Origin of the sequence: Pseudomonas sp. LB-090624 (assembly GCF_003205205.1) — a bacterium.
Lineage (GTDB): Bacteria > Pseudomonadota > Gammaproteobacteria > Pseudomonadales > Pseudomonadaceae > Aquipseudomonas.
Window position 1 is genome coordinate 88,904 of sequence record NZ_QJRL01000015.1, and the last position, 25,799, is coordinate 114,702.

Consider the following 25,799-nt stretch of genomic DNA (forward strand, 5'->3'; position numbering starts at 1 on the left):
GCGTCGGTACAGGCCTACATCCACCAGGCCAGGACCACCGGCAACCAGGCAAATGACAGCACCGTCGAGCACATCACCAGGTTCGCCACCTGCTCCGGTTCACGGTTGGCGCGCACCGCCATCAGGTAGTTGAAGACAGCTACCGGCATCGCCGATTGCACCACCAGCACTGCACGCTCAAGGCCGTCCATGCCCAGTGCCGCGCCCACCGCCCAGCCCACCGCAGCCCCCAGCCCGATACGCAACCCGCCCAGCAGCATGCCGCTGCCGACATGGCGCAGACGAATGCTGGCCAGCGACACCCCCAGTGTCAGCAGCATCAGCGGGATCGTCATACCGCCCAGCAAGTCCGCCGTGTTGGCCAACCAGCGCGGGGGCTCGAAACCCAGGAAAATGATCGGCATGGCGCCGGCCAGGCTGATCACGATGGGGTTGTGCAGCAATGCCTTGAGCGAAGCGGCTGTGCCGGAAATGGCCATGCCAAGGGTGAACTGTACGATCGACAACGTCAGGAAGAAGGCTACGGCCAGCGCCAGGCCGTGTTCACCGAAGGCGTACAGGCTGATCGGCAGGCCCATGTTGCCGGTGTTGGGGAACATGAAGGCCGGCAGCAGCACCCGCCAGTGCATGCCTGAGGCACGGCACACCAGCAACGCGGCCAGGGCCATGCCCAAGGTGCACAGCAGGCAGGCAATGGCCATGCTGGTAAAGGCATTCGGGTCCAGTTCGGTGCGGCTCAGGGTGGACAGCACCAACGACGGGGTGCCGACCGTCATCACCAGCCGGGCGATGAAGTCGGTGGGGTAGGCCAGGCCCTTGCGGGCCCAGGCATAGCCGATGCCGGCGACAATGAACACCGGGGCCAGGACTGCGAACAGCGACGCGAACATGGAATGCCTTCCTTCGGGTAGGGCCTGCATTATGCAGCATCCCAAGGCCGCGCCTGCACAACCCGAACCGGCCGCAGGATGTCTGCGCAGGACACCTGCATGTCTCTCCCAGACTGCGGCGTCTCGTCGCATACCCAGGCCCCTTGGGCAAACGCTTGCAAGCCCGTAGAATCGCGCTTCCTTTTCGCCCGTCGCCTTGAACGGTGGCAACCGGCAGCAACGACAGAGTCCGTGCCTGAACACATGAACGCACATGTGAAATAGGCTCAACCCTCCCCGCCCGGCCCATTTCCCAAGGGCCCAGCGGTTGAGTCTTGCCCAGGTCGCATCCGTGCAGCTGCTCGCCCCTTGTCGGGGTGAGCCCGTGTGCGCGTCCGAGAAGGCGCTCATTCCGCTCTTCCAACCAGAGGTACCTATGTCTCCGCGTTTGCTGGCCATGGCGCTGGCGCCCCTGCTCGGGCTGTTCATCATCGCCTTGGGCAACGGCTTCATGTCTTCGCTGACCACCCTGCGCCTGGGCGCTGCCGGTGAGTCTGCCACCACTATCGGGATCGTGTCGTCGACCTACTTCATCGGCCTGACCCTCGGCGCCATCTTCAACGACCGGCTGATCCTGCGCATCGGCCACATCCGCGCCTACACCAGCTTCGCCTCGCTGATCGCCGTGACTATCCTGCTGCAAGGGTTGTTCTATGACGTGACCTGGTGGTCGGTGCTGCGCCTGATCAACGGCTGGGCCGCGGTGGGCGTGTTCCTGGTGATCGAAAGCTGGCTGCTGCTGGCCGGTGACGCAAAAATCCGCGGCCGCTTGCTCGCGCTGTACATGATCGCCTTTTATGGCGCAGGGGTGATCGCCCAGGCTGGCCTGGGCGAAATCACCCAGCTGGGTGACACCGCCCCCTTCATGCTGGCCGGCGTGCTTGCTGCGCTGTCAGTGCTGCCCATCGTGATCCTGCCGCGGGTGTCTCCTTTGCTCGACCAGGTCGAACCCCTCAAACCCCGCCAGTTGTTGGGCGTGGCCCCTTCAGGCCTGGTCGGCTGCTTCGGTTCCGGCGTGGCCATTGCCGGCATCTATGCCCTGCTGCCGCTGTACCTGCAACGTATCGGCCTGGAGGTGGGTGAGGTCGGCAACATGATGGCCTGGGTGATCCTTGGCGCGATGCTGCTGCAATACCCGGTCGGACGCTGGTCCGACCGCAAGGACCGCCTGGATGTGCTGCTCGCCCTTGCTGCGTTGTGCGTTGTGCTGTCGCTCGTAACGGTATTCCTGCCATCGGACTCGTTCCTGCTGCCGGCCACGCTGTTCCTGCTGGGGGGCGGTGTGTTCACCCTGTACCCGGTAGCGGTCAGCCATGCAGCCGACCGGGCGCCGTCCGATGCCCTGGTGCCGATGATCCAGGGCCTGCTGCTGATCAACTCGCTGGGCTCGGCCATGGCACCGGTCGCCATCTCGCCAATGATGACCGAGTTTGGCGAGGCTGGGCTGTTCTGGGCGTTTGCCGTGGTCAACCTGGCCATGGTGTGCTTCTTCATGTGGCGCCGCGGCAAACGCCCGGCGGCAGAGCACCCGGCGCCGTTCACCGCTTCGACCACCTTCTCGCCCACCGGCGCCGAGTTGCGGGTGACCGAAGACCTGATGCATGCGGCGCAGGAGCATCCGCCGCTGGAGCCAGCCGAGCCATTGCAGGCCTCACGCAGCGAAACCCACTGAGCCAGGGGGCCGCTGTGCGGCCCTGGGCCAAACGACCACTCGTCGCCTGGAACGCACCCCGCCAGCAGCCCCTAGCCAAACGAATGACAGATCATCCGCAAAGGAGCCACCCCATGATCCGCATTCGTCCGCTCTCGCTGGCCCTGGCCCTGGCCTTGGCCTCCCTCACCGGCACCAGTTTTGCCGCTACCGACACCAACACTGATAGCCGCCCGCAAACCGACCAGTCCGGGGGCAAGACCGCCGGTGAAGGCAGCAGCGTCAACAGCCCCGGCAGCGGCAAAAGCAACGACGCGAGTGATACCGGTAGTAGCACCGATGCCGCCGATGGCGCCAGCGGGGGCTCCAACAGCACCGGCGAAGCCACCGGTTCCGGCGCCGGGCACACTGGCGGCACCGCCGAGGATCAGGACAGCCACTGAAGCGGGCCTGGGCTACACTGCGGTCCATCGCCCTGCCAAGGATTCGCCATGAACCTCACACCCTGGCTGCTCGCGGCCCTGCTGCCGTGCACTGCGCTGGCCGCCGGCAGCAACCAAGGCGCGTTGTCGATAAGCTCCTCATCGTTCACCGATGGCGGGGTCATTGCCCTGCAACAGGTCGGCCTGGACCCGGCCTGCGGTGCTGGCGAAGAACGTACTCCACAACTGAGCTGGGACAACCTGCCCGAGGATACCCGGTCGCTGGCACTGATCATGTTCGATCCGGACGGTAGCAAGGGGCTCGGCGTGGTGCACTGGCTCGCCTACAACATCGACCCGGAGCACGAAGGGCTCAAGGAGGGGGCGGCCGGGCTTAGCGGGCAGTACGTGACTGTAGGCCGCAACTCGCGTGGCACCCTGAGCTACCGTGGCCCCTGCCCGCCCGCCGGCGACAACCCGCACCACTACGCACTGACCCTGATCGCCACCGACCTGCCGCTGGGTACGCTGCCGGAGGGCCTGGACCGCAGTGGCCTGCTGCAGTTGCTGCAAGGCCACGCGCTGGGCGCTCAGAGCCTGGTCGGGCGCTACGGCCATTGAACCAACTAGTACAAAAATAAATGATTCACCCCATCGCATTTATCCATTGAATGGCCCGTACCAACTGAAGTAAGCTCGGGCTCATTCACTGGAGAGCAACATGCCGAAACACACCTGCAACCACGCCAACAACACCGGTCGCCACCTGCGTCCTGTGCTGGCTGTTGCCGGCTGCGTGGCACCTGCCAGCTATTACTTTGGGTATTGGTTTAGCCACTAGGCGCCGATACCCATCCGGCGCCCACCTTCGAGGGGCCGCCGAACATGAGAATACTCAAACCCCCGGTCGGCTCCCCGACCGGGGGTTTTGCTTTTCCGGCCTTTGAACAACACCGATTCACATTGAGGACAGATTGATGAACTACGCCACTTATTACGACGCAAACACCTATGCCTGGCGATTTAGCCAATCCCGTTCGGGCCAGCCTGCCGCCTCCGATCGGTCTTCCACCGGTGGCAATGCAGCAGCCGATACGCACTCAACGATCTGTCGAACACCTCGATAGGGCCGACCGTGCGGGCCAGAACCCGCCGTCCGCCCAGGGAAAAACGCCATGCAAGCTTCCAGCCTCGCCCTGCCCCTGACCCAGCCGCAAGCGGCCAATACCACCGTCAGCAAGCGCCTGCCCAGCCCGCACCTGCTCAAGCAGCAAATGCCGCTGCCCAGCGAACTCGCCCAGCAAGTCCAAGCCCACCGCCAAGCCATCCGCGACATCCTCGAAGGTCGCGATCAGCGTTTGCTGGTCATCGTCGGCCCGTGCTCGATCCACGACCCACGCTCGGCCCTGGAATACGCCGACCGCCTGGCCGCCCTCAGCCGTGAAGTCGATGACAAACTGCTGCTGGTGATGCGCGCCTACGTCGAAAAACCGCGTACCACGGTAGGCTGGAAAGGCCTGGCCTACGACCCGCATCTGGATGGCAGCGATGACATGCATTCAGGTATCGCCCTGTCTCGAGGGCTGATGCTGAGCATGATCGAGCGCGGCCTGCCAATCGCCACCGAGCTGCTGCAACCGGTAGCTGCCGGTTACTTCGATGACCTGCTGGCCTGGGCCGCGATCGGCGCACGCACGACCGAATCGCAAATCCACCGCGAAATGGTCAGCGGCCTGGAACTGCCGGTCGGCTTCAAGAACGGCACCGACGGCGGCATTGCCATCGCCAGCGACGCCATACGCAGCGCCGCGCACCCGCACCGCCACTTCGGTATGGATGCGCAGGGCCACCCGGCAATCATCGAAACCCTGGGCAACCCAGACACCCACCTGGTGCTGCGCGGCGGCCACAAGGGCCCGAACTACGATGCCACCAGCATCGCCATGGCCCGCCAGGCGCTGGCCAAGGCCGGTTTGCAGGCCCGGATCATGGTCGACTGCAGCCACGCCAACAGCAACAAGGACCCGGCACGCCAGCCTGCAGTGTTCACCGAGGTGCTGGAACAGCGACTGGCTGGCGACCGCTCCCTGGTAGGGGTAATGATCGAGGGGCACCTGTTCGACGGTTGCCAGGCGCTGGGCAAGGGCGCGTTGAAGTACGGCGTATCGATCACCGACGGCTGCCTGGGCTGGGCGACGACCGAAACCCTGTTGCGCGAAGCGGCACAAAAACTGTAAGCCGATGGTTGCAAGCCTGGCGAGACAGACCCCGGACAAGTGCGCTAGGCTTGCGTTTTTACCCCAAGGAGCAGTACCCATGGCCCGTGCAACCGCCCGCCACATCCTCGTTGCCAGCGAAGACAAGTGCAACGAACTGAAAGCCCAGATCGAAGCAGGCGCCGACTTCGGCGAAGTCGCCAAAGCCAACTCCACCTGCCCATCCAGCCGCCAGGGCGGTGACCTGGGCTCGTTCGGCCCCGGCCAGATGGTCAAGGAGTTCGACACCGTGGTGTTCAGCGCCCCGGTCAACACCGTGCAGGGCCCGGTGAAGACCCAGTTCGGCTACCACCTGCTGGAAGTGACCAGCCGCCAGGACTAAGCCCTCGCAGCCGATGAAATCCCCTGTGGGAGCGGGCATGGCCGCGATCAGGCCAGACCAGACGACTTCTTTGTCTGAGTTGACGCATTCGCGGGCAAGCCCGCTCTCACGGGTATTGTGCTGCTTTTCCCTGCTTTGCTTTGCCTTCTACACCCACGCTGCCCCCAGCCACGCCCTCACCGTCTACGGCGAAGCTCCCCGCTATTCCGCCAGTTTCCAGCATTTCGACTACGTCAACCCTGACGCCCCCAAAGGCGGCATCCTGCGCCGCTCGGCCATCGAGATCGGGCAGTTCGACCATGTCCTGCCGTACATCGATAAAGGCATCGGCGTCAGCGAGGTGGATGGCTTGCTATACGCGCCGCTGGCGGTGCGTTCATTCGACGAGCCTTACACCGTCTACGGCCTGATCGCCCGCCGCATGGAGCGCGGCCCTGAAGATGCGTGGCTGCGTTTCGACATCGACCCGCGCGCCACGTTCGCCGACGGCAAGCCCGTGCGCGCGCAGGACGTGCGCTTTACCTATGAACTGCTGATGAGCAAGGGCAGCCTCAAGTTTCGCACCCAGTTCGCCGACGTCACCGGGGTGACCGTAGAAAGCCCGCACAGCGTGCGTTTCGACTTCAGGCCCGAGCACGGTCGCACGCTGGCACTGGACCTTGCCAGCCTGCCGGTGCTGCCCGAGCACGACTGGCAGCAGCGCGACTTCGCCAACGGTGGCGGGTTTGACAAGCCGGTCGGCAGTGGGCCTTACCGCATCGGTCGGATCGACAACGGCCGCAGCATCACCTTTGAGCGCGACCCCACCTGGTGGGCGCGTGATCTACCGGCCAGCCGCGGTCGTTACAATTTCGCCAAGCTGCGCATCGAGTATTTCGGCGACACCGAAGTGGCCCGTCAGGTGCTCAAGGGCGGTGGTTACGACTACAACCGCGAGTTCTCCGCCACCGCCTACACCCTGGGCTACAACGGCGCACAACTGGACGACGGCCGCTTGCAACGCGCCCACCTGGGCCCGGCCAAGCCACAGGTGGCCCAGGGCTTTGTGTTCAACCTCGACCAGCCGCAGTTCAAGGACCGCCGCGTGCGTCAGGCGCTGGGCATGCTCTGGGACTATGAGTGGAGCAACCGGCAGATGATGCGCAACCTGTACATTCGCCAGCAAAGCGTGTTCTCCAATACGCCGCTGGCCGCTCGCAAGCTGCCGGATGAGGGCGAACTGAAGCTGCTCGAACCGCTGCGTGGCAAAGTGCCCGAGGAAGTCTTCAACCGTGTGTTCACGGCCCCGGTCACCGATGGCTCGGGGATCATCCGTAAGCAGCAGTTGCAGGCCCTGGCCCTGCTCGAACAAGCTGGCTGGCACCCCGATGGCGACCGCCTGGTCAACAGTGAAGGCGCGCCGCTGGCGTTCACCTTCCTCAATGGCCAGGCCGGCATGGAGCGCCTGCTGCTGCCGTGGAAGCGCAACCTGGCACAGATCGGCGTGACCCTGAATATCCGCAATGTCGACTCGGCGCAGTACGTCAACCGGCTGATGGCCCGCGATTACGACATGATCGTCACCGGCTACCCGGTCACCCTGTCGCCGGGTGCCGAGCTGTACAACTACTTTGGCTCGGCAGCCGCCCGCGACCCCGGCTCGAACAACCTGATGGTGCTGCAGGACCCGGCCGTGGACCGCCTGATCGACGGCCTGGTCCGTGCCAGTACCGAGGCCGACATGCTGGACCATGCCCATGCGCTGGACCGGGTCCTGCAATGGAACTACTACTGGATCCCCAACTACTACCCGCCGGGCAGTTCCACCGTCTGGTGGAACCGCTTCGGCCTGCCCAAGGTCCAACCCGCCTATGACGAAGGCCTGGACACCTGGTGGGAGGTCAGCCCTGCGGCGCTGACCAATGAGCAAATGGCCGAACGCCGGAAATCAGCCCCATGACCAGCTACCTGCTGCGCCGCCTGCTGTTGATCATCCCGACCTTGCTGGCGATCCTGCTGGTCAATTTTGCCATTGTCCAGGCTGCGCCGGGCGGCCCGGTCGAACAAGCCGTGGCGCGCCTGCAAGGCATCGGCGGGGGCGCGCCGGGGGTACGGGCCGAGGTAGTCCATGGCGAATCGCGTGCCACCCGTGGGCTGGACCCGAAACTGATCGAAGAGATCAAGCGCCAGTACGGTTTTGACAAATCCGCCCCTGAACGCCTGTGGCTGATGCTCGGCCAGTACGCCCGGCTGGACTTCGGCAACAGCTTCTTCCGCGGCGCCAAGGTCACCGACCTGATCCTCGACAAGTTGCCGGTGACCCTGTCACTGGGTTTCTGGGCCACGCTGATCACGTACCTGGTGTCGATCCCGCTCGGCATCCGCAAGGCCGTGCGCCATGGCAGCCGCTTCGATGCCTGGAGCAGTGCATTGATCGTGATCGGCTACGCCTTGCCCTCGTTCCTGTTCGCCCTGCTGTTGATCGTGCTGTTCGCCGGCGGCACTTCGCTGAACTGGTTCCCGGTACGCGGCCTGATCTCGGACAATTTCGACGAGCTAAGCCTGCTGGGCAAGGTCGCCGACTATTTCTGGCACCTGGTCCTGCCGGTCGGGGCATTGGTGATCGGCGGCTTCGCCACCCTCACCCTGCTGACCAAGAATGCCTTCCTCGACGAAATTTCCCGCCAGTACGTGGTCACCGCCCGGGCGAAGGGGCTCAGCGAGCGCCGGGTGTTGTATGGCCACGTCCTGCGCAACGCCATGCTGCTGGTGGTGGCCGGGCTGCCGCAGGCACTGATCACGGTGTTTTTCGCCGGTTCGTTGCTGATCGAGGTGATCTTCTCGCTGGATGGGCTGGGCCGGATGAGCTACGACGCCGCCGTATCGCGGGATTACCCGGTGGTGTTCGGCACCTTGTTCATCTTCACCCTGGCAGGTTTGCTGATCCGCCTGATCGGTGACCTGTCGTACACCCTGCTGGACCCGCGCATCGACTTCGACACGAGGGCGCACTGATGCTTTCGCCTGTCTCGCGCCGCCGCCTGCAACGGTTCCGTCGCAACCGCCTTGGCTGGGTGTCGCTGTGGCTGTTTGCCGGGTTGCTGGTGCTGAGCATGGGCGCCGAGCTGGTGGCCAGCGACAAGCCGCTGTTGCTGAGCTACAACGGAGCACTGTATGTGCCTGCGCTCAAGCGTTATACCGAACAGCAGTTTGGCGGCCAGCTGCCCTTCCAGCCAGACTACCGCAGCACCTATGTCCGCCAGCTGATCGAGGGCCAGGGCGGCTGGATGCTGTTCGCCCCCATCCCGTTCAGCGCCGACACCCCCAACTACGACCTGCAAGTGCCCACGCCCAGCCCGCCCAGCGCCAGCAACTGGCTGGGCACCGACGACCAGGGCCGCGATGTGCTGGCGCGGGTGCTGTATGGCACGCGGGTGTCATTGCTGTTCGCCTTCGCCTTGACCGTGGTCAGCGTGCTCATCGGCGTAACGGCGGGTGCCCTGCAGGGCTACCACGGCGGCTGGGTCGATCTGCTCGGTCAACGCTTGCTGGAGGTGTGGTCGGGGTTGCCGGTGCTGTACCTGCTGATCATCCTCAGCGGCTTCGTCGAGCCGGATTTCTGGTGGCTGTTGGGGATCATGGCGCTGTTCTCGTGGCTGAGCCTGGTCGATGTGGTGCGTGCCGAGTTCCTTCGTGGGCGCAACCTGGAGTATGTGAAAGCGGCCAGGGCGCTAGGCTTGCCGGACAGCCAGGTGATGCTGCGGCACATCTTGCCCAATGCCCTGAATGCCACGCTGACGTATGTGCCGTTCATGCTCACGGGTGCGATTACCACGCTTACCGCGCTGGACTTTCTTGGTTTCGGGATGCCGGCCGGCAGCGCCTCGCTGGGTGAACTGGTGACCCAGGGCAAGCAGCACCTGGAAGCGCCCTGGCTGGGTTTTACCGCGTTTTTTGCACTGGCGCTGATCCTGTCACTGCTGGTGTTCATCGGGGATGCCCTGCGTGAAGCGTTTGACCCTCGAGGATGAGGATGCAGGCGCTGCACCGTGCATTTTGGTTTTACCCTGATCAAGACCCTGGCAGTGTGCGTGGTCATCGCCACGTTCTACGCCACAGGCATTGTCCAAGGAGCATTGCATGACCCTCAACGGCAAGACTGCACTCGTCACCGGTTCCACCAGCGGTATCGGCCTGGGTATCGCCCTGGTCCTGGCCCGGGCTGGCGCCAACATCGTACTCAATGGCTTTGGCGACCCGGCAGCGGCGCTGGCCGACATCGCCCGGCACGGGGTGAAGGTGATCCACCACCCGGCAGACCTGTCGGATGTAGCCCAGATCGAGGCACTGTTCGCCCTGGCCGAGCGTGAGTTCGGTGGTGTCGACATCCTGGTCAACAACGCGGGTATCCAGCATGTGGCGGCAGTCGAGCAATTCCCGGTGGAAAGCTGGGACAAGATCATTGCCCTCAACCTGTCTGCCGTTTTCCATGGCACGCGCCTGGCGCTGCCGGGCATGCGCACGCGCAACTGGGGTCGCATCATCAACATCGCCTCGGTGCATGGCCTGGTCGGCTCGACCGGCAAAGCGGCTTATGTGGCGGCCAAACATGGCGTGGTCGGCCTGACCAAAGTGGTCGGCCTGGAAACCGCCGCCAGCCCGGTCACCTGCAACGCCATTTGCCCGGGCTGGGTGCTCACCCCGCTGGTACAGAAGCAAATTGACGATCGTGCTGCCAACGGTAGCGACCCCCTGCAAGCTCAGCATGAGCTGCTGGCAGAGAAGCAACCGTCGCTGGCCTTCGTCACCCCTGAACATTTGGGTGAGCTGGTATTATTCCTGTGTAGCGAAGCCGGTAGCCAGGTTCGCGGCGCTGCCTGGAACGTTGATGGTGGCTGGTTGGCCCAGTGACGGACGGCCTGGGCCTGGTGGTGGTTTCGCATTCGTTTATCTGCAAGGAGGCCTTATGCGCCCTACCCCAATCACCGCGATCCTGGCCCTCACCCTGGCGGCGGCTGCACCCGCTTCAGCCGCCAGCCTGAAGGACGTCGCGCCTTACCCCGAGGCGGAAAAAGGCTTCACGCGCCAGGTCATCCACCTGCCGGCCCAGGCTGACGAATCGGCCTACCAACTGGAAATCCTCGCTGGCAAGACCCTGCAGGTGGACTGCAATCGCCAGCGCCTGGGCGGCAGCCTCGAGGAACGTACACTGGAAGGCTGGGGCTACAACTACTACCGCCTGGACAAGGTCAGCGGCCCGGTCAGCACCCTGATGGCCTGCCCGGACAGCAAGAAGTCCAAGGCCTTCGTCCCGGTGGTTGGCGAAGGCTTCATGCTGCGTTACAACAGCAAGCTGCCCGTGGTGGTGTATGTGCCCAAGGACATCGAGGTGCGCTATCGCGTGTGGTCGGCGTCGCAGGACGTGCAACAGGCTAACGTAGAGTAACGCGCAGCCCCCCCGTGACCGGCGGGGGTCTACGCGACACGCCCGCCCCGCAGGAGATTGCAGGTTGTACGCCTGCGCTTTGGCGGTGGGATGCCGCTGGGCGCGGGATTAGGCATAATGCCCCCTTTTCTGCCCCAAGAAGCACAGGTACCCCAATGAAAGCCCAAGCCCGCCACATCCTGGTAAAGACCGCTGACGAAGCCGAAAAGCTCAAGCAGCGCATCGCCAACGGCGAGGCTTTCGACGTGCTGGCGAAAAAGTTCTCCACCTGCCCCTCGGGCAAGCGTGGTGGTGACCTGGGTGAAGTCCGCCCCGGGCAGATGGTCGGAGCCATCGACCAGGTCATTTTCAAGAAGCCGCTGCGCGTGGTACACGGGCCGATCAAAAGCAAGTTCGGCTACCACCTGGTGCAAACCTTTTACCGCGACTAACGCACTGGCCCTGTGCCACCTGACATTTTTGCCAGTTGTGGCCTTGACGCACACCTCTATACAACCCCGGTAACCCTGCGTGCGCTGTATGACGCGCGGGATTCTCTGGAGAATGGAGGCTTTCCCGATGCGTCTACGCCTGATGCTGACCCTTGGCTCACTCCCACTGCTGGGCATGGCCCTGCCTGCCGCTCAAGCGGCCTGTACCTTCACGCCCACCGCCGGCAACGACACGTACACCTGTGACAGCGGCAGTGCACCCTCGCTGGTGGATACCAATGGCGATAACCGCCTGGTGTTCCCGGCATCCGGTAGCGGAACAATCGCCGGCGATGTCACCTTCGGTGCCGGCAAAGACAGCATCGACATGGCCGCCGGCAGTGTCGGTGGCAGTGTCAACCAGGGCTCTGGTATCGATGATTTCGTCATGAGCGGCGGCGTCATCGAAGGCAACCTCAACCAGGGCGATGGCCTGGACACTTTTCACATGAGCGGTGGCTGGATCAAAGGTACGTTCGACAGCGGCGACCATGCCGAAATGGACGGCGGTCGAATCGGCAACGTCAACATGCGCCTCGACGAGAACACCTTCATCATGCGGGGCGGCAGCGTGGACCGGAACGTCATCACCGCCTTCGACAAAGACTATGTGGAAATCTTCGACGGCAGCATCGGCGGCAACATCAGCGTCAGCGGCAGCGATGACCAGGTGTTGGTACATGGCGGCCAGGTAGGTGGGGATGTGTTGCTGAGCACCGGCGATGACCGCTTCAGCTGGGACGGCGGCCGCATCGCCGGGCGAGTTGATGCCGGGCCCGGTGATGACAGGGCATTGCTCAACGGGCTCGACGCTGAGGCGCTTGCTATCACCCTCGATGGCGGCGACGGTGACGACAGCCTCACCTTCGCGGCCAGCCAGGCAACGGGGGGCGCACGCTATGCGAATTGGGAGCGACTGGCGTTGAACGACAGCAGCCGGCTCACACTGGATGACACGCTGGTGCTGGGTGACAGCAACAGCGGCACTGGCAGTATCGCCATCGACGCCAGCAGCACCATCATCTCGCGACAAGGCGCAATCACCCCGTTCGCCACGGGGGCGCGTGTCTCGGTCAGCAACGCTGGCACGCTCGACCTTACCAGCGGCAATGATGCCCAAGGCCGCCTGAACATCCAGGGCGACTACACCGGCAACAACGGCACCCTGCGCCTGAACAGCGTGCTGGCCGATGATGGCGCCGCCTCCGACCGCCTGGTCGTCAGCCGCGGTGCCATTGGCGGCACCACCCAACTGCTCATCAACAACCTCAATGGCGCTGGTGCAGCGACTGCTCAGAATGGCATCCAGGTGGTCGAAGCCCGTGATGGCGCCACCAGCACCGCCACGGCCTTCGTCCAGACCCAGACCCTGTCGGCTGGGGCCTACGACTACCGGCTGTTCAAAGGGGGCGTGACCGCGGGCAGCGAAAACAGCTGGTACCTGCGCTCGACCCTGGTCGCAACTCCCGCCCCTGCCCCAGTGCCCGAACCGGGCGAGCCGACCCAGCCGACCGAACCGGGCCAGCCCCCCGTCATCGCCCCAGCCGTCACCCCACCGGTCGCTGCACCGGCACCCGGCCAGGCCGACCTGCCGGCTCCGGTACCCGGCGAAAGCCTGCCGCTGTATCGCCCTGAAGTACCGGTGTATGCCGCCGCGCCAAGGGGCGCCGCGATCATCGCCCGCCAGGCACTGGGCACGTTCCACCAGCGCCAGGGCGACCAACAGTTAATGCAAGGCCAAGGCGCTCTGCCCGCCAGTTGGGGCCAGGCGTACGGCGGCACGCTGCGCCAGAAATGGAGCGGCACAGTCAGCCCTAGCCTGGATGGCGACCTGTACGGCTTCAAGGTCGGCCAGGACCTGTATGCCAAGGTTGGCGAAAGCGGTTATCGCCAGCACGTCGGTCTCTATGTCAGCCATAGCCGCCTGGACGCCGACGTCAAAGGGTTCGCGCTGGCCGTACAGGACCGCAGTGTCGGCGACCTGAAGCTCGAGGGCGACAGCGTTGGTGGCTACTGGACGCTGGTCGGGCCGCAAGGCGCGTACCTGGATGCCGTGGTGCAGTACACCCGCCTCGACGGCCGGGCACGCTCCGAGCGGGGCGACAAGCTGAACATCGACGGCCATGCCGGGACCGCTTCGCTGGAGACCGGGTACCCCATTGCCTTGTCCGAACGCTGGAGCCTGGAACCGCAGGCCCAATTGATTGCGCAAAAAGTCTCGCTCGACAGCGCCAACGACAGCGTCTCGCGCGTCAGCCATGATGCGCAGGTGGAGCTGACCGGCCGGCTGGGGATGCGCCTGGAGGGCACGTTCAAAGGGAGCAGCGACCGCCTGTTGCAGCCCTATGCGCAGGTCAACCTGTGGCACGGCGACGGTGGCCGCGACACCCTGACCTTCGATGACGTCGACAAGATCAAGACCGACTACCGCTACACCTCGGTGCAACTGGAAAGCGGTGTCGTGGCGCAGGTCAATCCGGCGCTTAGCCTACATGGCGGCGTGCAACACACCGCCAACCTGGACAGCCGCCAGCAGGAAGCCAGCGGCGTGAACCTGGGCCTGCGCTGGCAGTTCTAGCGACGCGCTGCCAGCAGACCGAGGCCAGCGCAGCCCAGCAGGGCGGCGCTGACCCGGTTGAACATGCGCCGTGGGCCAGGCTGGCTGAACCAGCGCTGCAGGTAGGCGCCCAGGCCGGAGTAGATAGCGATGGCCGCCCATTCCAGCAACAGGAACAGCACGCCCAGCCAGAGGAACTGCTCACCCACAGGGGTGGCACTGCCGACCGAAACGAACTGTGGCAGGAAGGCGGTGAAGATCAGGATAGCCTTGGGGTTGCCAGCCGCGACCCAGAACTCCTGACGTGCCAGGCGCCAGGTGCCGCGAGGGTGATCACCTGCGATCACGGCCTCACCGACCGGTGCGCGCCACAGCTGCCAGGCGATATAGAACAGGTAAGCCGCGCCTGCCGCCTTGATGACCAGGAACAGGTATTCGCTTGTGTGCAGCACCACGGCCAGGCCCATGGCCGCCAGGGCAATCATGCCGCTGAAGGCCAGGATGCGCCCGCCACCGGCCACGCAGGCGGTACGTAGGCCGTAGCGGCTGGCGTTGTGCAGCGACAGCAGGTTGTTCGGCCCCGGCGCCATGTTCAGGGCAAAGCAGGCAGGGATGAAAAGCAGCAGGCTTGAAAGGTCCATTGTTGTTTTCCTCGTGCAACAGGCGTCTATTTCGGCGTTGCCGGGCCATGGGGTCAAGCTACAGCCAGCGACAAAAACTGTACGGGTACCTGGTAGCTGTTACGCTGGCACCGCCACTGAGGACCCTATGATGCCCCGCTCCCATGCCTTGCTTTGGCGTGACCCAGCCCTGCCACATGTCGAAAGCCGCCGCGCCTGCCACAGCCGCGCCTGCTACAAGGCCCACAGCCACCCAACGTTTTCCATCGGCGCGGTGGACGCTGGCCTGAGCCATTTCAGCGGTGCGGGCGACGGGCAGGAGCGCTTGACACCCGGCACCCTGGTGCTGGTTCCGGCTCACCGTGTGCACGCCTGCAACCCTGCCCCCGGGCACGCGTGGAGCTATCAGATGCTGCATGTGGATGCCGCGTGGCTGACGCAATTGCGCCTGGAGTCGGGGTTGCGCGGTGCCGGGGCGGGCGAGCCAGCGCGTGTCTGCCGGGAGCCCGGCGTGTACCGGCAGTTCTGTGAGCTGAACAGCTTGCTGTTTTCCGGCGCCAGCCACAGTGAGAAAGACGCCGCGCTGATTGCCTTTCTAGGGGATTTGGACTATTTCGCGCAGCCGCCGCTGCCGGCTGCGCCGGCTTTGGCGGCGACGGCCTTGAGCGGGATGATCGCGCGGCTCGAAGGCCAGGACCCGGCGCAGCTCAGCCTGGAGCTTTTGGCGCGGGGCGCCGGGCTTGGACGTTATCAGCTGATCCGTGCGTTTCGTGCAGCCACCGGATTTACCCCGCATGCCTTTCTCCTGAACGCGCGGATCAACCGTGGTCGGCAGCTGCTGGGTGAGGGGCAGGCCCTGGCGGATGTGGCCTGCCAGCTCGGGTTCGCCGACCAGAGCCATTTCCAGCGGGTGTTCAAGGCGCATGTGGGCGTAACGCCGGGGCAGTATCGGGGTTTACCTCGATAGGGCTGCGCAGCCGCCGCGCAACCCCATGCAATTTTCTTCAATACACCCAACCGGCCGGGCAGCAGACTGCGGTTTTCCCGCAGAGCAGCCCGGCCCATGCAACAGTTCCTGATCATCGCCCTCGCCCACTTCCTCGCCCTGCTCTCGCCAGGCCCGGACTTTTTCCTGGTCGCACGCACCTCGGTCAACAGCGGCTGGCGTATCGCCAGCGGCGCCTGCCTGGGGATCGCCCTGGCCAATGCCGCGTTCATCGCCATGGCCTTTGCCGGCCTGTCGGTACTGCAAGAGGGCAGCCTGCTGTTCACCACCTTGCAACTGGCCGGCGCCGCTTACCTGCTGTACATCGGCGTGCTGTTCCTGCGCCATGCCGGGCAGACCAGCCTGGGGGCAGTCGCCGGCAAGCAAGCGGTTCAGGGTTGGTGGCAAGGCCTGGCCATGGGTTTGCTGTCCGGCATCCTCAACCCCAAGAATGCGCTGTTCTATGCCAGCCTGGCCAGCATGGTCGCCAGCGCCAGCGCCGCCTGGAAAGCGACTTACGCCCTGTGGATGTTCGGGGTCGTGCTGCTGTGGGACCTGTTGGTGGCCATGGCCATCGGCAACCAGCGGGTACTCACGCGTTTCGCCCGCAGCCTGGCGTGGCTGGAGCGGGCCTCCGGGGTCATGCTGGTGCTGTTGGCGGTGGTGCTGCTGGGTCACCTGGCCCTGGGGTGACCAGCTGCAGGGTGCGCATGTCCATCAAGGTAAAGTGCCCGCTGGCCCAGCCACCGGTGTCCAGGTGCCAGACGTTACCCAGCAGCTTGGCCTCCCGCACCGGCGTGTGGCCAACCAACAAGGCGCGCAGCCCCTGCACCGGCGCGCTATCCTCCACCTTAAGGCGTCGTCGCGACCACTGGCACACTTCCCGTACTTTGGGGTCGTCATGCAGTTCAAGCCAGTGTCGCAATTCGGCCCAGTCGGCAAACGGGCTGTCGGCATGCAGCAGGCCCACCAGCCCCGCCGCACTTTCAACCTCTATCGCAACCGGCAACTGCTCGAAGCGCTCGACGAAACCCAATTGCACGCTGCGCGGCAGGTCAAGAAACCATCCGCCCCCTGCGGCGCGGTACATGTCCAGGTCGAGCCGCCCGCCGCGTACGCGGGTAATGGCCAGCGCCTCATGGTTTCCTTGCACGGCGTGGAACCACGGCTGCGCCAACCACTGCAGTGCCGCCCCGCTGTCGGGCCCACGGTCAACCAGGTCGCCCACGCTGAACAGGCGGTCTACGGCCGGATCGAAGCCCACCGCATCCAGGCATTGCTGCAGGCGCTGGAAGTGACCATGGATATCGCCCACGGCAAGGTCCCTTCCACGCAGGTTGGCCATCAGACGCTGAAACCGTCCCATTACAATCTTCCTCTGCTGGCACCACCACGGCAGGGGTAAAATGAAGGCTCACGCAATCTGCCCCGGAGGTGCATCATGCGTACCGCCCTCCTATGTGCCGTGCTCCTGGCGCTGTCACTGGACAGCATGGCACAAGCTGCCCCGCCCGCGCAGGTCGAGGTGCGTTTCGACCACCCGGAAAAATTCCGTGATGCCAGCCTCGACAGCCACGGATACGCGCGCGGCGCCGACGACCATGTCATGAAAACCCTTGGCCAATACCTGCAGAAGCTCGGCCAGCGCTATCTCCCCGCCGACGAACGACTGGTCATCGTGATCCGCGACATCGACCTGGCGGGGCGCTTCGAGCCATGGCACAGCCAGGCCTACGATGTACGCTTCATGCGCGAGATCACCTGGCCGACCATCGAGCTCAGCTACACCCTCAGCCAGCCAGGCAAGCCCGACCAGCAGGCTGAGGAACGCGTCAGCGACAAGATGTACCTGAGCCGCCCAGGCCGTGCTGCCAGCAGCAGCGACCGGCTGTTCGCGGAAAAGGCCATGCTCGACGACTGGTTCCGCCAACGCTTCGGTGCCCACGCGGCTTCCTGAAAAAGCCTTCACTGGAACAGGTGTTGGTGCCGATAGTATGCTCGGCCCTTCAACCTGTACCAGGGAATGGTCCACATGAAACTTTGCGCCGTACAACTGGCGTCGCTCAAAGGCGACTTGCCTGGCAACCTGCAGCGCCATCTGGCTTGCGTCGAGCAGGCAGCAGCACTGGGTGCCGCACTGGTGGTGTTCCCAGAATTGTCGCTGACCGGTTATGAACCAGGCATCGCGCGCCAGGTCGCGTTGCCGATCACGTCCACACGTCTGGACACGTTGCAGGCAGCCTGTGATCGCCTGGGCATCACCATTGCGGTGGGCCTGCCACTGCCATCACTCGACGGCATACGTATCGGCATGCCGATATTCAGCCCCGGCGCGCCGCGGCAGGCCTATACCAAGCGGCGCCTGCATGACGATGAGTTGCCTTGGTTCACCCCTGGTAACCAAGCCTTGCTGCTGACCGTGGGCCAGCACCGCATCGCACCTGCCATCTGCTACGAATCCATGTTCATGGCGCATGCTGCTGCGGCGCATGAACATGGCGCCGACCTGTACCTGGTCAGCGTGGCAAAAACCGCCAAGGGCATACACGAGGGATATGCGCATTACCCCGAGGTGGCGCGCGAGCTGGGCATGCCGGTACTGATGGCCAACTGCGTGGGGCCGGCCGACACGTTCATTGGCGCGGGCGGCTCGGCGGCCTGGGACAGCCAGGGCCGGTTGCTGGCCAGCCTGGATGACCAGAATGAAGGGCTGGTCATACTCGACACCACCGCTGCCAGCGCAGTGGCCGTGCCCCTGGCCCCGCACCCGGCATGATCTATCTGATTCTGGCGTTGCTCAGTTATGCCTGTACCTACTACCTGGTCGGCTTGATCATTCAGGGGCAACTGGCCGATGTGGCCGATGGCTTGCGCCACCGGCCCGATGCGCCCACGCCTGGCGAATACCTGCGCGAAGTCAGTGCCCATGCCAAGCGGGCCCACCGGCAATACACCCTGATGGCAGGCTCGGCGCTGGCGATCGTGGCCTGCCTGCTCGCCAGCGGGTTCGGCTGACGGCTTACAGGTCCAGTGCCAGGCTTTGCCGGCCCTCCAGCGCCAGCAGGTACTGCTTGGCCGCCAGGCCACCGGCAAAGCCGGTCAGGCTGCCCGACGCGCCGATGACACGGTGGCAGGGTGCGATGATCGAGATCGGGTTGCGGCCATTGGCAGCGCCCACCGCACGTACCGCGCTGGGGTTGCCGATCTGCCGGGCGATGTCGCCATAGCTACGGGTTTCGCCAAAGGGTATCGCCAGCAGCGCGGCCCACACCTGGCGCTGGAAGCCGGTGCCGGCAAAGTCCAGTGGCAGCTCGAAACGCTGGCGCTTGCCGGCGAAGTATTCACTCAGTTGGCGAGTAGTTTCCAGCAGTACCGGGCACCCGTCGTCACGGTGCAGCGCGCCCAGGCGCACGCGGTTTTCCCGCTCCTCCTGCCACAGTACGGCAGCCAGGCAATTGCCGCGGGCCACCAGGGTCAGCGTACCGACCGGTGATTGCATGAAGGTGAATGCGCTGGACATCGGCGGGCTCCCGCAGGTTGCGATGAACCCACTGTACGCATCCACAGTCTTTCCTGCATCCGCTTTCTTGCTCAACCCATCGCGCAGCCGGCGATGCGTCGCGCCTGGCTCAGGTTGACCTTGGGGATCAACTCGGCGGGAATGCGCGAGGTCGCCGACAGGTTGTAGACATGGAAGTGCTCGTTGACTACCTCGCGGGCCATCAGCGTCAGCGAAGGCAGGATCCGGCTGTCCCAGTGCTGGTCAAGCCCGCAGGGCGAGCCTTGACCCTGGCCGTTTTCATAGAAGCGCCCGACACTCTGGTCAAGGTCTACACCCACCAGTAACACCTCTTCGTAGCCCAGGTGATAAGCCAGCTGCAAGGCCACATATGCCACCGTGCGGGCATCGAAGAAACCCTGGGCCAGGTCCTTGCTGAAGGCAATCGAGCGGCTGCGCTTGCTCCACAGTGCGCGGTTGCAGACGCAACTGTCACCATGGCCGCGCAAACCGTCCAGCAGGCCCGGCGTGTCGGCCTTGTGCAAGGCGTAACACTCAGTGGCTGCTGGCACATCGATACCCGCGTACTGCTCGGGCCACAGTGCCAGGCGTTCGCTGTCGCGCACGGCAGTGGCGAACAGGGCCGGCTGTTGTTCGCGGAAGCTCTTGTCGGTGCAAACGTAGAAGAACGGCTTGATGCCATGTTCGGCGGTCATGGCGACCGAGCCATTCATGGCGATGATGGGCAGATGCGCGAATTCGCGCAGTGGGAAATGCTTGGCAGAAGCGCCCGAGGCCAGTATGACCACGGGGCCCTGCTGAGTATTGCGACACGCCTCGAAACTGGAGAACGCCCCGCGTTCAGCACGTGGCTGCGACGGAAGTGTGTTCATCAATGGCATCTTCAACAGGACAGTACAAACCACAATACTGATCCGTGTATATGCCGTGGCCGCTTTTACCCAACTTTACCTGGCTGAACGTTAGTCAACCGCCAAGTCCTTGATCGGCGGGCTTTTGGGGCTGCTGCTCAGCCCGATGTGGGCGGGTGCAAATGCGCCTCGTCAAAACAGACCACCCGCGCCATGGGTTGTTCCTGTCACTGTGGGTCAGGTATGCCGACAATCCCCAGCCAGGCGACGGACGGCCGCTGGCAGCCCGTTTTTTCCAGCGCCCCCGAGCGGCCCCGCCTGTCGACGACCGTCATTTATTCATGAGCCTGCTTGATGCCTACCCAGGGTGAGACTAATACTTAAATCTCTGCCTGGGGAGGCACGAAACATGCAACCAAGATTCGTTATCGTTCCCGCTGTGCCGATCGAAAAGGACTCGTTCCGCATCGGCAGCCGTTATTACGCCGCTACCGTCTGTGGCGGGTTCGACATCTATGACAATCAAGCCAAGGAACGACTCAAGCCCAGCTATCCGAGCCGGACGGATGCGCAGGTACAGTGTGAGCAGATGAACAGACGGGACAGGTGATCAACCGTCGGAGCGCCCACACGATGAGCGCCACGGTTCATTTTCCTATTGACCTTGAAGTTGACTTCAAGCTTAGCCTTCTCCTGAACCTGGCCCACGCAATGCGTGGCAGCCCTTTTCCGGAGATCGCCATGACGCCGTTTCAGCCGCTGCACCTGCCCAATGGCAGTATCATCCCCAACCGCATCGCCAAGGCTGCGATGGAAGAGAACCTGGCCGCCCCGGACCAGACCCCTTCCGACCAACTGTTGCGCCTTTACCAGGCCTGGGCCGAAGGCGGTGCCGGGCTGTTGCTGACCGGCAACGTGATGGTCGACCCCAGTGCCATGACTGGCCCTGGCGGGGTGGTGCTCGACGCCAGCCAACCGCTGCAGCGTTTTCGCGACTGGGCGCGGATAGGCCGGACCCACGGCGCGCAGTTCTGGATGCAGATCAACCACCCAGGGCGGCAGATGCAGGCCAACCTTGGCCAGCCCACCGTGGCGCCATCGGCCGTTGCCCTCGATATGGGCGGCTTGTCCAGGCTGTTCCCGCGGCCCAGGGCGCTGAACGAGGTCGAGATCTCAGCCGTGATCCAGCGCTTCGCGCAGACCGCGGCACTGGCCGAACAGGCCGGCTTCAGTGGTGTGCAGATCCATGCCGCGCACGGCTACCTGCTGAGCCAGTTCCTGTCGCCCTTGAGCAACCAGCGCCAGGACCGCTGGGGTGGCAGCCTGGAAAACCGCGCACGATTACTGCTGGAAGTGGTCAGGGCCGTCCGCAAGGTGGTGTCACCCGGTTTTGGCGTGGCAGTGAAGCTGAATTCGGCAGACTTTCAGCGTGGTGGCTTCGAACCGGCGGATGCGCGCCAGGTGGTGCTGTGGCTGAATGAGTTGCCGGTGGACCTGGTGGAGCTTTCAGGCGGCAGCTACGAAGCACCGGCCATGCAGGGCGAGGCCCGCGATGGCCGCACCTTGGCGCGCGAAGCCTACTTCCTGGAGTTTGCCCGGGAAATCGCCGCCATCGCCAGGATGCCGGTCATGGTCACCGGCGGTATTCGCCGCCTGGCGGTGGTCGAACAGGTGCTCGCGAGCGGCGTGGCCATGGCCGGCATGGCCACGGCACTGGCTGTCGAGCCTGCCCTGCCCCGGCGCTGGCACAATGGCGAGACCACCGCCAGCGCTGGGCTGCAACCCATTCGCTGGAAACGCAAGGCGCTGGCTGCCCTGGCCTACATGGCCCTGGTGAAGCTGCACATGCGCCGGCTGGCCGCAGGCAACAGGCCCAAGGCGCAGGCGTCGCCCGTGCGGGCCTTGCTGCTAGAGCAGACTTGCACCTGGCTGCGGGTAAGGCAGTACAGGCACAGGATGAAAAGCCGAGTCGGTTGAATAGAAACGCCGGGGCGCTCTGCGCCCCGATCGCGACGCAATCCCCGCCTGCCTCAGTCCAGGCATTCCTTGGCAGCCTGGCGCAGTTTGTCGCCAGACAGGAAGCTGCCCTTGTAGAACGTCGCGCGGCTGCCCTCGCGAGCGTCGACCACGTCCAGCACATCATCACTTGCCACGGCACTGGAGGCAGTCAGCCGATAGCCGTGGGCAATCGACTTTTGCGTGGCCTGGGGGGCCAGCGCCTGCCATTTTGGCAGGACACAGGCGGCGTACTGCTGGGGTGACTTTTTGGTCAGCTTGCTGGCAGTAGGTTTGCCTGGGGTTGCGCAGCCGGCAAGGCTGGTAATGAGTGCAGAAGCAATCCAGATACGAAAAATAGACATTTGCAATTGGCCGTCAAGAACAGGCTGCATTCTAGCGGGGGTTGCGCCAAGTTTCTAATCCACCAATGTCTTACTGCAACCTTTGCGCGCAATTCACATGAAAACGACCACCTGACGACACTGCGGCGAGTTCACTACAACCCTGAAACAGCCATTATTTGGTTCAACCTTGGGAACGAAATGAAGCTGCCCTGTTTCTGATTAGCAACAGCTCCAGGCACTGGCTGGCCAGCCTGGTGACTTCATCGACCCGCGCGCTCGTTTCCCAGGAGAATCCCATGCTGTGGTGGCTGGAACTACTCGCCCAATATGCAACCGCCACCGGCCTTGCCGTGTGCTGCATCTTCGTGTTCTGGGCCTTTTCCCTGGCATTCGGCAGCACCTACATGAAGCTGCTCTCAGTCCTGCTGGCCGCCATGTTGCTGCTGATTGCCGGGTTCCCGCATGGCGTGGACTTTGCGTTGGGCAAGCACCTGGTGCCTGGCGATACCAATGCCCTGCGGCTGTTCCTTGCCGATGCCTTGGGTGTCATCAGCGCGGTGATGGTCGCCTCGTTTTTCTTCAGCCCAGAGCGACTGCTGGACGAGGCCTGAGCCTGGGTGACACGGCCACCTGATATTTCTGCCAGTAGCGTAGACTCGAAGCGCCTGAGAAAGTGGTAGCACCACTGACCTGCACAGGATCCCGCGCATGAGTATTGAACCCAAGATGACGCGCTTTTTTTATAACAACGACAGTCTCGCAACAGTGGGTGACGTCACGGTGTTCAGAGGGCTTGACAACATGCCCGTAGCCGAAGTGAAAACGCAAGCGAAGCCAAGCGTTGGATTGCTGGCGATTGATGGCAGCCACTCTGTTACCGCTGTGCTGGGCAATGACATTTCCCCTGACCCGCTCCCTTGAATGCTGGGGCAGAGCCCCGCCGATAGGGGGCATCGCCAATGACTTCGCTGCGGGTTATTCAATGCTGAAGGTTTGTACAAAATAGTTGCGTCCACACCTGCCCTGAGGCGATGCTCACAGCCTCGTTGAAGCAACTATCAAGGAAGGCCTTTAGCACCATGGAAACGCTTCACAGCATCAAGTCGGACCTGGTGAAGACTGCTGACCACCTGGAACAGCTCAGCCAGGCCATGAGCGGCCATGCCAAATTCATGGAGGCCCGCGGAAGTTCACAACGTCAAATCGACGTCACGGCGCACATCAAGTCAATCGATGGGGTTGCGGACGAGTTACGCACCGTCGCCGCACGCATCGACGACATCGACGGTGTCTGATCCCCGACAGCGCTGATCTACCCGGTATGGGGCACATCCCCCATACGCCGGGCAGATGCCTTGCCTTAGCTGAACTTGAGCTTCACGACCTTGCTCAGCGCCCAGCCGCTGAATACATAGAACGCATCCAGATAAAAGCGCCCTGCATAGTTGGGCAACGGTGCGTGATTCAACAGCACGTCTGGATCGGGCGCTGGCGGAACCAAGGCATAGAGGCCGTTGGGCAACACAGCCAGCGCCACCAGCAACAGGTACGTAGAGGCTTGCAGCAAGGTGGCGCGGCTGCGGAACCTTGCAGACAACGTCAGGCCATAGAAGGCGACCAGGCCAGCAACCGGCAGCACCCAGAAATGCGTCGGCATCCCGATAAACATTTCGGCAACAACGCTTCTCGCTTCCACCCGCTGTTCTCCATCCAAATGTGCGGATTATTGCGGGCGAAGTCGGCAAATGCAAAACCCCAGTGCCGGGGTGCACAATTGGCTGTCACTCAACTGCCTACAAAAAGCCCGCTCTCGACAGCGGGCTTTTTGTGCTTCAAGGCTGGACCATCATGCTTTTGAGCACATCAGTGCGGCATCCAGCAACCTGCCATGGTCATACCACGCATCACGCTGATAGGCCGAGAACTGTTGGCGGGTACCCGTGCTGCGTAAATCGACAAGCCCGTCAGCCTGGTCAGGGTCGGTACTCTCGATGAACAGCCTGACCGAGTTTTCACCCTCGACTTCGTAAGTTTTCACATGGCCTGGAAGTTCGCTTTTTACACACCCCAGGTACGCGGGTGGGCTTTTCGCGGTAGTGCCAGAGGTGTTGTCATGGCTGCCACGCACATCAGGATCATGCGCGCAGCCCGCCATGAACAACATGACGAACCCCGACACCAGTATTGCACGTGCAAGCGATCTTGAGCTATTCACGCGACACACTCCTTACGCCCCCTCGAAGTCCGGCAAAGGATTGCCACATAACCTGCCCTTTTTGAGTTTTCGTAGGCCTATATTACTGCCCAATCACAACCGCCCATTAGCTCGGTTGGCTATATAGGTTTCGCGTCATGTTTCTGGCGCAGAACTGACAGTGCCAGTGCCCCCGATGCCGCGGGGCTTTCCCCATAACCGGGGTTAGCCGATGAAATTGAGAAACACAAAGGTAGCTGCCAAATCCAGTGCCAGTACGGCAACCACGCTGAAGATCATGTAGTAGCGGTCATCCTGGGTCATTGCTGCGTACTCCGCTCGGTCTGTTTCCCAGGGTCGCAGCAATAACCGTTCCAGCGCTGCCAAAATCGCTCCGTAAGAGAACGCTGGACACAGACGAATCCATCGCAGACCCTCTAAATCCACCCACAAGGATGCCCAGGAACAAATGCCATGGATTGCCTGCCGACGCTGTTCACCGATCGTCTTGTTCTCACGCCACTCCAATTGCAGGATGCACCCATCATCCAGGCGTTGTTTCCCCAATGGGAGGTAGTCCGTTATCTGGATCGTCGGGTCCCCTGGCCGTATCCAGAAGATGGAGCGCTTGCTTATGTCCGCGATGTCGCCCTGCCGGCCATGGCAGCGGGCCGTGAATGGCATTGGATGATCCGCCTGCGTACCAATGCCGAGCGCACCATTGGCAGCATCAGTTTGTTTGAACAGCCTGGTAACAACAGAGGCTTCTGGCTTGCCCCGCAGTGGTGGGGGAAAGGCTATATGCGTGAAGCATGCAGGATCATCAACGCGTATTGGTTCGAGACATTGTCGCGCCCGGTCATGCAGGTGCCTAAAGCGGTCGCCAACCACGCCTCCCGCAGGGTCTCAGCGTCTGAGGGTATGCGCTTGGTGAGCGTACGAGATGGTGAATTTGTCTGTGGGCTGATGCGCGTCGAAATTTGGGAGATGACACGCGCTGAGTGGCTTGGCCGGTCGATAGTCAGCCATTAGTTCTCATCGGTTCGGGTATCGGGAGCTATGGGTCGAAAGCGGCCTGTCGTGAACGGTTATCGACCCATAGCGGCCAGTTCGCCATAAGATCGTCTGCGCCTATGAGATCGAGCGCCGCCCGCGCGGCGCATCGCGAGCTGCGCTCGCTCCTACGTCTATTTCGGGCCAATTATTCCTGTGAGGTTTGCGCGCGAAGGCTTTGG

The 25,799-nt window shown here is 63.4% G+C and carries 31 protein-coding genes; 23 read left to right on the plus strand and 8 right to left on the minus strand.

The genetic code is table 11. The features are described 5' to 3' along the window. Window positions 1–14: 14 nt before the first annotated feature. Window positions 15–890 carry an AEC family transporter gene (locus DMX11_RS15710; protein ID WP_110745328.1) on the minus strand — a complete coding sequence of 292 codons (876 nt, stop codon included), beginning with the start codon at window positions 888–890 and terminating at the stop codon, window positions 15–17. Between the two features lie 415 nt (window positions 891–1,305). On the opposite strand from DMX11_RS15710, the gene DMX11_RS15715 reads away from it, so the two are divergent. The 12 genes from DMX11_RS15715 to DMX11_RS15770 all read left to right on the plus strand — a co-directional run bounded on the left by DMX11_RS15715 (window position 1,306) and on the right by DMX11_RS15770 (window position 14,073). Beyond that, window positions 1,306–2,601, plus strand: a complete 1,296-nt coding sequence (locus tag DMX11_RS15715; protein WP_110745329.1) for an MFS transporter — start codon at window positions 1,306–1,308, stop codon at window positions 2,599–2,601. Window positions 2,602–2,714: 113 nt separating this feature from the next. Then, window positions 2,715–3,023 (plus strand): hypothetical protein, encoded by a 309-nt coding sequence (locus DMX11_RS15720; protein ID WP_110745330.1) that lies wholly within the window; start codon window positions 2,715–2,717, stop codon window positions 3,021–3,023. Window positions 3,024–3,071: 48 nt separating this feature from the next. Next, window positions 3,072–3,623: a YbhB/YbcL family Raf kinase inhibitor-like protein gene (locus DMX11_RS15725; protein ID WP_110745331.1), complete on the plus strand. Its 552-nt coding sequence runs from the start codon at window positions 3,072–3,074 to the stop codon at window positions 3,621–3,623. 554 nt (window positions 3,624–4,177) lie between these two features. Continuing rightward, window positions 4,178–5,239, plus strand: coding sequence for a 3-deoxy-7-phosphoheptulonate synthase (locus tag DMX11_RS15730; protein WP_110745332.1), 1,062 nt, complete (start codon window positions 4,178–4,180; stop codon window positions 5,237–5,239). 79 nt (window positions 5,240–5,318) lie between these two features. Further along, on the plus strand, window positions 5,319–5,600 hold the full coding sequence (locus tag DMX11_RS15735) for a peptidylprolyl isomerase (protein ID WP_110745333.1): 282 nt from the start codon (window positions 5,319–5,321) through the stop codon (window positions 5,598–5,600). A 13-nt stretch (window positions 5,601–5,613) separates the two neighbouring features. After that, entirely contained in the window at window positions 5,614–7,539 is a 1,926-nt protein-coding gene (locus DMX11_RS15740) for an extracellular solute-binding protein (RefSeq protein ID WP_110745334.1), read from the plus strand. Continuing rightward, window positions 7,536–8,594, plus strand: coding sequence for a microcin C ABC transporter permease YejB (locus DMX11_RS15745; protein ID WP_110745335.1), 1,059 nt, complete (start codon window positions 7,536–7,538; stop codon window positions 8,592–8,594). Before DMX11_RS15740 ends, DMX11_RS15745 begins: the two co-directional genes overlap by 4 nt. Further along, window positions 8,594–9,610, plus strand: a complete 1,017-nt coding sequence (locus DMX11_RS15750) for an ABC transporter permease (protein ID WP_110745336.1) — start codon at window positions 8,594–8,596, stop codon at window positions 9,608–9,610. Before DMX11_RS15745 ends, DMX11_RS15750 begins: the two co-directional genes overlap by 1 nt. 109 nt (window positions 9,611–9,719) lie before the next feature. Further along, a complete protein-coding gene (hbdH, locus tag DMX11_RS15755; RefSeq protein ID WP_110745337.1) occupies window positions 9,720–10,490 on the plus strand; it encodes a 3-hydroxybutyrate dehydrogenase in 771 nt (256 codons plus the stop codon). Window positions 10,491–10,545: 55 nt separating this feature from the next. Next, on the plus strand, window positions 10,546–11,025 hold the full coding sequence (eco, locus tag DMX11_RS15760; protein WP_110745338.1) for a serine protease inhibitor ecotin: 480 nt from the start codon (window positions 10,546–10,548) through the stop codon (window positions 11,023–11,025). A gap of 155 nt (window positions 11,026–11,180) precedes the next feature. Further along, entirely contained in the window at window positions 11,181–11,456 is a 276-nt protein-coding gene (locus tag DMX11_RS15765; protein WP_009686637.1) for a peptidylprolyl isomerase, read from the plus strand. A gap of 112 nt (window positions 11,457–11,568) precedes the next feature. After that, the gene (locus DMX11_RS15770; protein ID WP_110745339.1) at window positions 11,569–14,073 is read left to right on the plus strand and encodes an autotransporter outer membrane beta-barrel domain-containing protein; all 2,505 of its coding nucleotides are present in this window, start codon (window positions 11,569–11,571) and stop codon (window positions 14,071–14,073) included. Here the strand turns inward: DMX11_RS15770 and DMX11_RS15775 are convergent. Beyond that, window positions 14,070–14,693 carry a LysE family translocator gene (locus tag DMX11_RS15775; RefSeq protein WP_110745340.1) on the minus strand — a complete coding sequence of 208 codons (624 nt, stop codon included), beginning with the start codon at window positions 14,691–14,693 and terminating at the stop codon, window positions 14,070–14,072. The two genes, DMX11_RS15770 and DMX11_RS15775, sit on opposite strands and share 4 nt — an antisense overlap. A gap of 130 nt (window positions 14,694–14,823) precedes the next feature. On the opposite strand from DMX11_RS15775, the gene DMX11_RS15780 reads away from it, so the two are divergent. Together DMX11_RS15780 and DMX11_RS15785 are read left to right on the plus strand one after the other, a co-directional pair. After that, window positions 14,824–15,639, plus strand: a complete 816-nt coding sequence (locus tag DMX11_RS15780; RefSeq protein WP_110745356.1) for an AraC family transcriptional regulator — start codon at window positions 14,824–14,826, stop codon at window positions 15,637–15,639. Between the two features lie 96 nt (window positions 15,640–15,735). Continuing rightward, window positions 15,736–16,350 (plus strand): LysE family translocator, encoded by a 615-nt coding sequence (locus DMX11_RS15785; RefSeq protein WP_110745341.1) that lies wholly within the window; start codon window positions 15,736–15,738, stop codon window positions 16,348–16,350. Here DMX11_RS15785 and DMX11_RS15790 read toward each other — a convergent pair. Beyond that, window positions 16,298–17,023 (minus strand): metallophosphoesterase, encoded by a 726-nt coding sequence (locus DMX11_RS15790; RefSeq protein ID WP_110745342.1) that lies wholly within the window; start codon window positions 17,021–17,023, stop codon window positions 16,298–16,300. The genes DMX11_RS15785 and DMX11_RS15790 overlap by 53 nt on opposite strands. Before the next feature lie 75 nt (window positions 17,024–17,098). On the opposite strand from DMX11_RS15790, the gene DMX11_RS15795 reads away from it, so the two are divergent. From DMX11_RS15795 to DMX11_RS15805, 3 genes are all read left to right on the plus strand, one after another. Next, window positions 17,099–17,614 (plus strand): DUF3016 domain-containing protein, encoded by a 516-nt coding sequence (locus tag DMX11_RS15795; RefSeq protein ID WP_110745343.1) that lies wholly within the window; start codon window positions 17,099–17,101, stop codon window positions 17,612–17,614. Window positions 17,615–17,689: 75 nt separating this feature from the next. Beyond that, window positions 17,690–18,433 carry a carbon-nitrogen hydrolase family protein gene (locus DMX11_RS15800; RefSeq protein WP_110745344.1) on the plus strand — a complete coding sequence of 248 codons (744 nt, stop codon included), beginning with the start codon at window positions 17,690–17,692 and terminating at the stop codon, window positions 18,431–18,433. Beyond that, the gene (locus DMX11_RS15805) at window positions 18,430–18,672 is read left to right on the plus strand and encodes a hypothetical protein (RefSeq protein WP_110745345.1); all 243 of its coding nucleotides are present in this window, start codon (window positions 18,430–18,432) and stop codon (window positions 18,670–18,672) included. Before DMX11_RS15800 ends, DMX11_RS15805 begins: the two co-directional genes overlap by 4 nt. Window positions 18,673–18,676: 4 nt before the next feature. Here the strand turns inward: DMX11_RS15805 and DMX11_RS15810 are convergent, their stop codons facing one another. Together DMX11_RS15810 and DMX11_RS15815 are read right to left on the minus strand one after the other, a co-directional pair. Continuing rightward, window positions 18,677–19,177, minus strand: coding sequence for a methylated-DNA--[protein]-cysteine S-methyltransferase (locus DMX11_RS15810; RefSeq protein WP_110745357.1), 501 nt, complete (start codon window positions 19,175–19,177; stop codon window positions 18,677–18,679). 71 nt (window positions 19,178–19,248) lie between these two features. Beyond that, window positions 19,249–20,049 carry a lipopolysaccharide biosynthesis protein gene (locus DMX11_RS15815; RefSeq protein ID WP_110745346.1) on the minus strand — a complete coding sequence of 267 codons (801 nt, stop codon included), beginning with the start codon at window positions 20,047–20,049 and terminating at the stop codon, window positions 19,249–19,251. A 388-nt stretch (window positions 20,050–20,437) separates the two neighbouring features. On the opposite strand from DMX11_RS15815, the gene DMX11_RS15820 reads away from it, so the two are divergent. Next, the gene (locus DMX11_RS15820) at window positions 20,438–20,638 is read left to right on the plus strand and encodes a hypothetical protein (RefSeq protein WP_110745347.1); all 201 of its coding nucleotides are present in this window, start codon (window positions 20,438–20,440) and stop codon (window positions 20,636–20,638) included. A 131-nt stretch (window positions 20,639–20,769) separates the two neighbouring features. Next, window positions 20,770–22,005, plus strand: a complete 1,236-nt coding sequence (locus tag DMX11_RS15825; RefSeq protein ID WP_110745358.1) for an NADH:flavin oxidoreductase/NADH oxidase family protein — start codon at window positions 20,770–20,772, stop codon at window positions 22,003–22,005. A gap of 53 nt (window positions 22,006–22,058) precedes the next feature. On the opposite strand, the gene DMX11_RS15830 is transcribed toward DMX11_RS15825, so the two are convergent. After that, the gene (locus DMX11_RS15830) at window positions 22,059–22,418 is read right to left on the minus strand and encodes a hypothetical protein (RefSeq protein WP_110745348.1); all 360 of its coding nucleotides are present in this window, start codon (window positions 22,416–22,418) and stop codon (window positions 22,059–22,061) included. Window positions 22,419–22,666: 248 nt separating this feature from the next. On the opposite strand from DMX11_RS15830, the gene DMX11_RS15835 reads away from it, so the two are divergent. The 3 genes from DMX11_RS15835 to DMX11_RS15845 all read left to right on the plus strand — a co-directional run bounded on the left by DMX11_RS15835 (window position 22,667) and on the right by DMX11_RS15845 (window position 23,665). Then, the gene (locus DMX11_RS15835) at window positions 22,667–22,981 is read left to right on the plus strand and encodes a hypothetical protein (protein WP_110745349.1); all 315 of its coding nucleotides are present in this window, start codon (window positions 22,667–22,669) and stop codon (window positions 22,979–22,981) included. Between the two features lie 97 nt (window positions 22,982–23,078). After that, window positions 23,079–23,291: a hypothetical protein gene (locus DMX11_RS15840; RefSeq protein WP_110745350.1), complete on the plus strand. Its 213-nt coding sequence runs from the start codon at window positions 23,079–23,081 to the stop codon at window positions 23,289–23,291. A gap of 158 nt (window positions 23,292–23,449) precedes the next feature. Then, a complete protein-coding gene (locus tag DMX11_RS15845; RefSeq protein WP_110745351.1) occupies window positions 23,450–23,665 on the plus strand; it encodes a hypothetical protein in 216 nt (71 codons plus the stop codon). A 65-nt stretch (window positions 23,666–23,730) separates the two neighbouring features. Here the strand turns inward: DMX11_RS15845 and DMX11_RS15850 are convergent, their stop codons facing one another. Beyond that, window positions 23,731–24,039 carry a hypothetical protein gene (locus DMX11_RS15850; protein WP_110745352.1) on the minus strand — a complete coding sequence of 103 codons (309 nt, stop codon included), beginning with the start codon at window positions 24,037–24,039 and terminating at the stop codon, window positions 23,731–23,733. Window positions 24,040–24,216: 177 nt separating this feature from the next. Further along, window positions 24,217–24,585: a hypothetical protein gene (locus tag DMX11_RS15855; protein WP_110745353.1), complete on the minus strand. Its 369-nt coding sequence runs from the start codon at window positions 24,583–24,585 to the stop codon at window positions 24,217–24,219. A 453-nt stretch (window positions 24,586–25,038) separates the two neighbouring features. On the opposite strand from DMX11_RS15855, the gene DMX11_RS15860 reads away from it, so the two are divergent. Continuing rightward, entirely contained in the window at window positions 25,039–25,596 is a 558-nt protein-coding gene (locus tag DMX11_RS15860; protein ID WP_110745354.1) for a GNAT family N-acetyltransferase, read from the plus strand. The last annotated feature ends 203 nt before the right edge of the window (window positions 25,597–25,799 follow it).

Coding starts and splice junctions, on each gene's coding strand:
- DMX11_RS15750 (WP_110745336.1), top strand. CDS start 8,594: ATGCTTTCGCCTGTCTCGCGCCGCCGCCTGCAACGGTTCCGTCGCAAC.
- DMX11_RS15805 (WP_110745345.1), top strand. CDS start 18,430: ATGATCTATCTGATTCTGGCGTTGCTCAGTTATGCCTGTACCTACTAC.
- DMX11_RS15825 (WP_110745358.1), top strand. CDS start 20,770: ATGACGCCGTTTCAGCCGCTGCACCTGCCCAATGGCAGTATCATCCCC.
- DMX11_RS15830 (WP_110745348.1), bottom strand. CDS start 22,418: ATGCAGCCTGTTCTTGACGGCCAATTGCAAATGTCTATTTTTCGTATC.
- DMX11_RS15835 (WP_110745349.1), top strand. CDS start 22,667: ATGCTGTGGTGGCTGGAACTACTCGCCCAATATGCAACCGCCACCGGC.
- DMX11_RS15815 (WP_110745346.1), bottom strand. CDS start 20,049: ATGAACACACTTCCGTCGCAGCCACGTGCTGAACGCGGGGCGTTCTCC.
- DMX11_RS15800 (WP_110745344.1), top strand. CDS start 17,690: ATGAAACTTTGCGCCGTACAACTGGCGTCGCTCAAAGGCGACTTGCCT.
- DMX11_RS15780 (WP_110745356.1), top strand. CDS start 14,824: ATGCCCCGCTCCCATGCCTTGCTTTGGCGTGACCCAGCCCTGCCACAT.
- DMX11_RS15765 (WP_009686637.1), top strand. CDS start 11,181: ATGAAAGCCCAAGCCCGCCACATCCTGGTAAAGACCGCTGACGAAGCC.
- hbdH (WP_110745337.1), top strand. CDS start 9,720: ATGACCCTCAACGGCAAGACTGCACTCGTCACCGGTTCCACCAGCGGT.
- DMX11_RS15735 (WP_110745333.1), top strand. CDS start 5,319: ATGGCCCGTGCAACCGCCCGCCACATCCTCGTTGCCAGCGAAGACAAG.
- DMX11_RS15775 (WP_110745340.1), bottom strand. CDS start 14,693: ATGGACCTTTCAAGCCTGCTGCTTTTCATCCCTGCCTGCTTTGCCCTG.
- DMX11_RS15845 (WP_110745351.1), top strand. CDS start 23,450: ATGGAAACGCTTCACAGCATCAAGTCGGACCTGGTGAAGACTGCTGAC.
- DMX11_RS15840 (WP_110745350.1), top strand. CDS start 23,079: ATGAGTATTGAACCCAAGATGACGCGCTTTTTTTATAACAACGACAGT.
- eco (WP_110745338.1), top strand. CDS start 10,546: ATGCGCCCTACCCCAATCACCGCGATCCTGGCCCTCACCCTGGCGGCG.
- DMX11_RS15715 (WP_110745329.1), top strand. CDS start 1,306: ATGTCTCCGCGTTTGCTGGCCATGGCGCTGGCGCCCCTGCTCGGGCTG.
- DMX11_RS15720 (WP_110745330.1), top strand. CDS start 2,715: ATGATCCGCATTCGTCCGCTCTCGCTGGCCCTGGCCCTGGCCTTGGCC.
- DMX11_RS15790 (WP_110745342.1), bottom strand. CDS start 17,023: ATGGGACGGTTTCAGCGTCTGATGGCCAACCTGCGTGGAAGGGACCTT.
- DMX11_RS15745 (WP_110745335.1), top strand. CDS start 7,536: ATGACCAGCTACCTGCTGCGCCGCCTGCTGTTGATCATCCCGACCTTG.
- DMX11_RS15710 (WP_110745328.1), bottom strand. CDS start 890: ATGTTCGCGTCGCTGTTCGCAGTCCTGGCCCCGGTGTTCATTGTCGCC.
- DMX11_RS15730 (WP_110745332.1), top strand. CDS start 4,178: ATGCAAGCTTCCAGCCTCGCCCTGCCCCTGACCCAGCCGCAAGCGGCC.
- DMX11_RS15860 (WP_110745354.1), top strand. CDS start 25,039: ATGGATTGCCTGCCGACGCTGTTCACCGATCGTCTTGTTCTCACGCCA.
- DMX11_RS15785 (WP_110745341.1), top strand. CDS start 15,736: ATGCAACAGTTCCTGATCATCGCCCTCGCCCACTTCCTCGCCCTGCTC.
- DMX11_RS15795 (WP_110745343.1), top strand. CDS start 17,099: ATGCGTACCGCCCTCCTATGTGCCGTGCTCCTGGCGCTGTCACTGGAC.
- DMX11_RS15770 (WP_110745339.1), top strand. CDS start 11,569: ATGGAGGCTTTCCCGATGCGTCTACGCCTGATGCTGACCCTTGGCTCA.
- DMX11_RS15740 (WP_110745334.1), top strand. CDS start 5,614: ATGAAATCCCCTGTGGGAGCGGGCATGGCCGCGATCAGGCCAGACCAG.
- DMX11_RS15810 (WP_110745357.1), bottom strand. CDS start 19,177: ATGTCCAGCGCATTCACCTTCATGCAATCACCGGTCGGTACGCTGACC.
- DMX11_RS15850 (WP_110745352.1), bottom strand. CDS start 24,039: ATGTTTATCGGGATGCCGACGCATTTCTGGGTGCTGCCGGTTGCTGGC.
- DMX11_RS15725 (WP_110745331.1), top strand. CDS start 3,072: ATGAACCTCACACCCTGGCTGCTCGCGGCCCTGCTGCCGTGCACTGCG.
- DMX11_RS15820 (WP_110745347.1), top strand. CDS start 20,438: ATGCAACCAAGATTCGTTATCGTTCCCGCTGTGCCGATCGAAAAGGAC.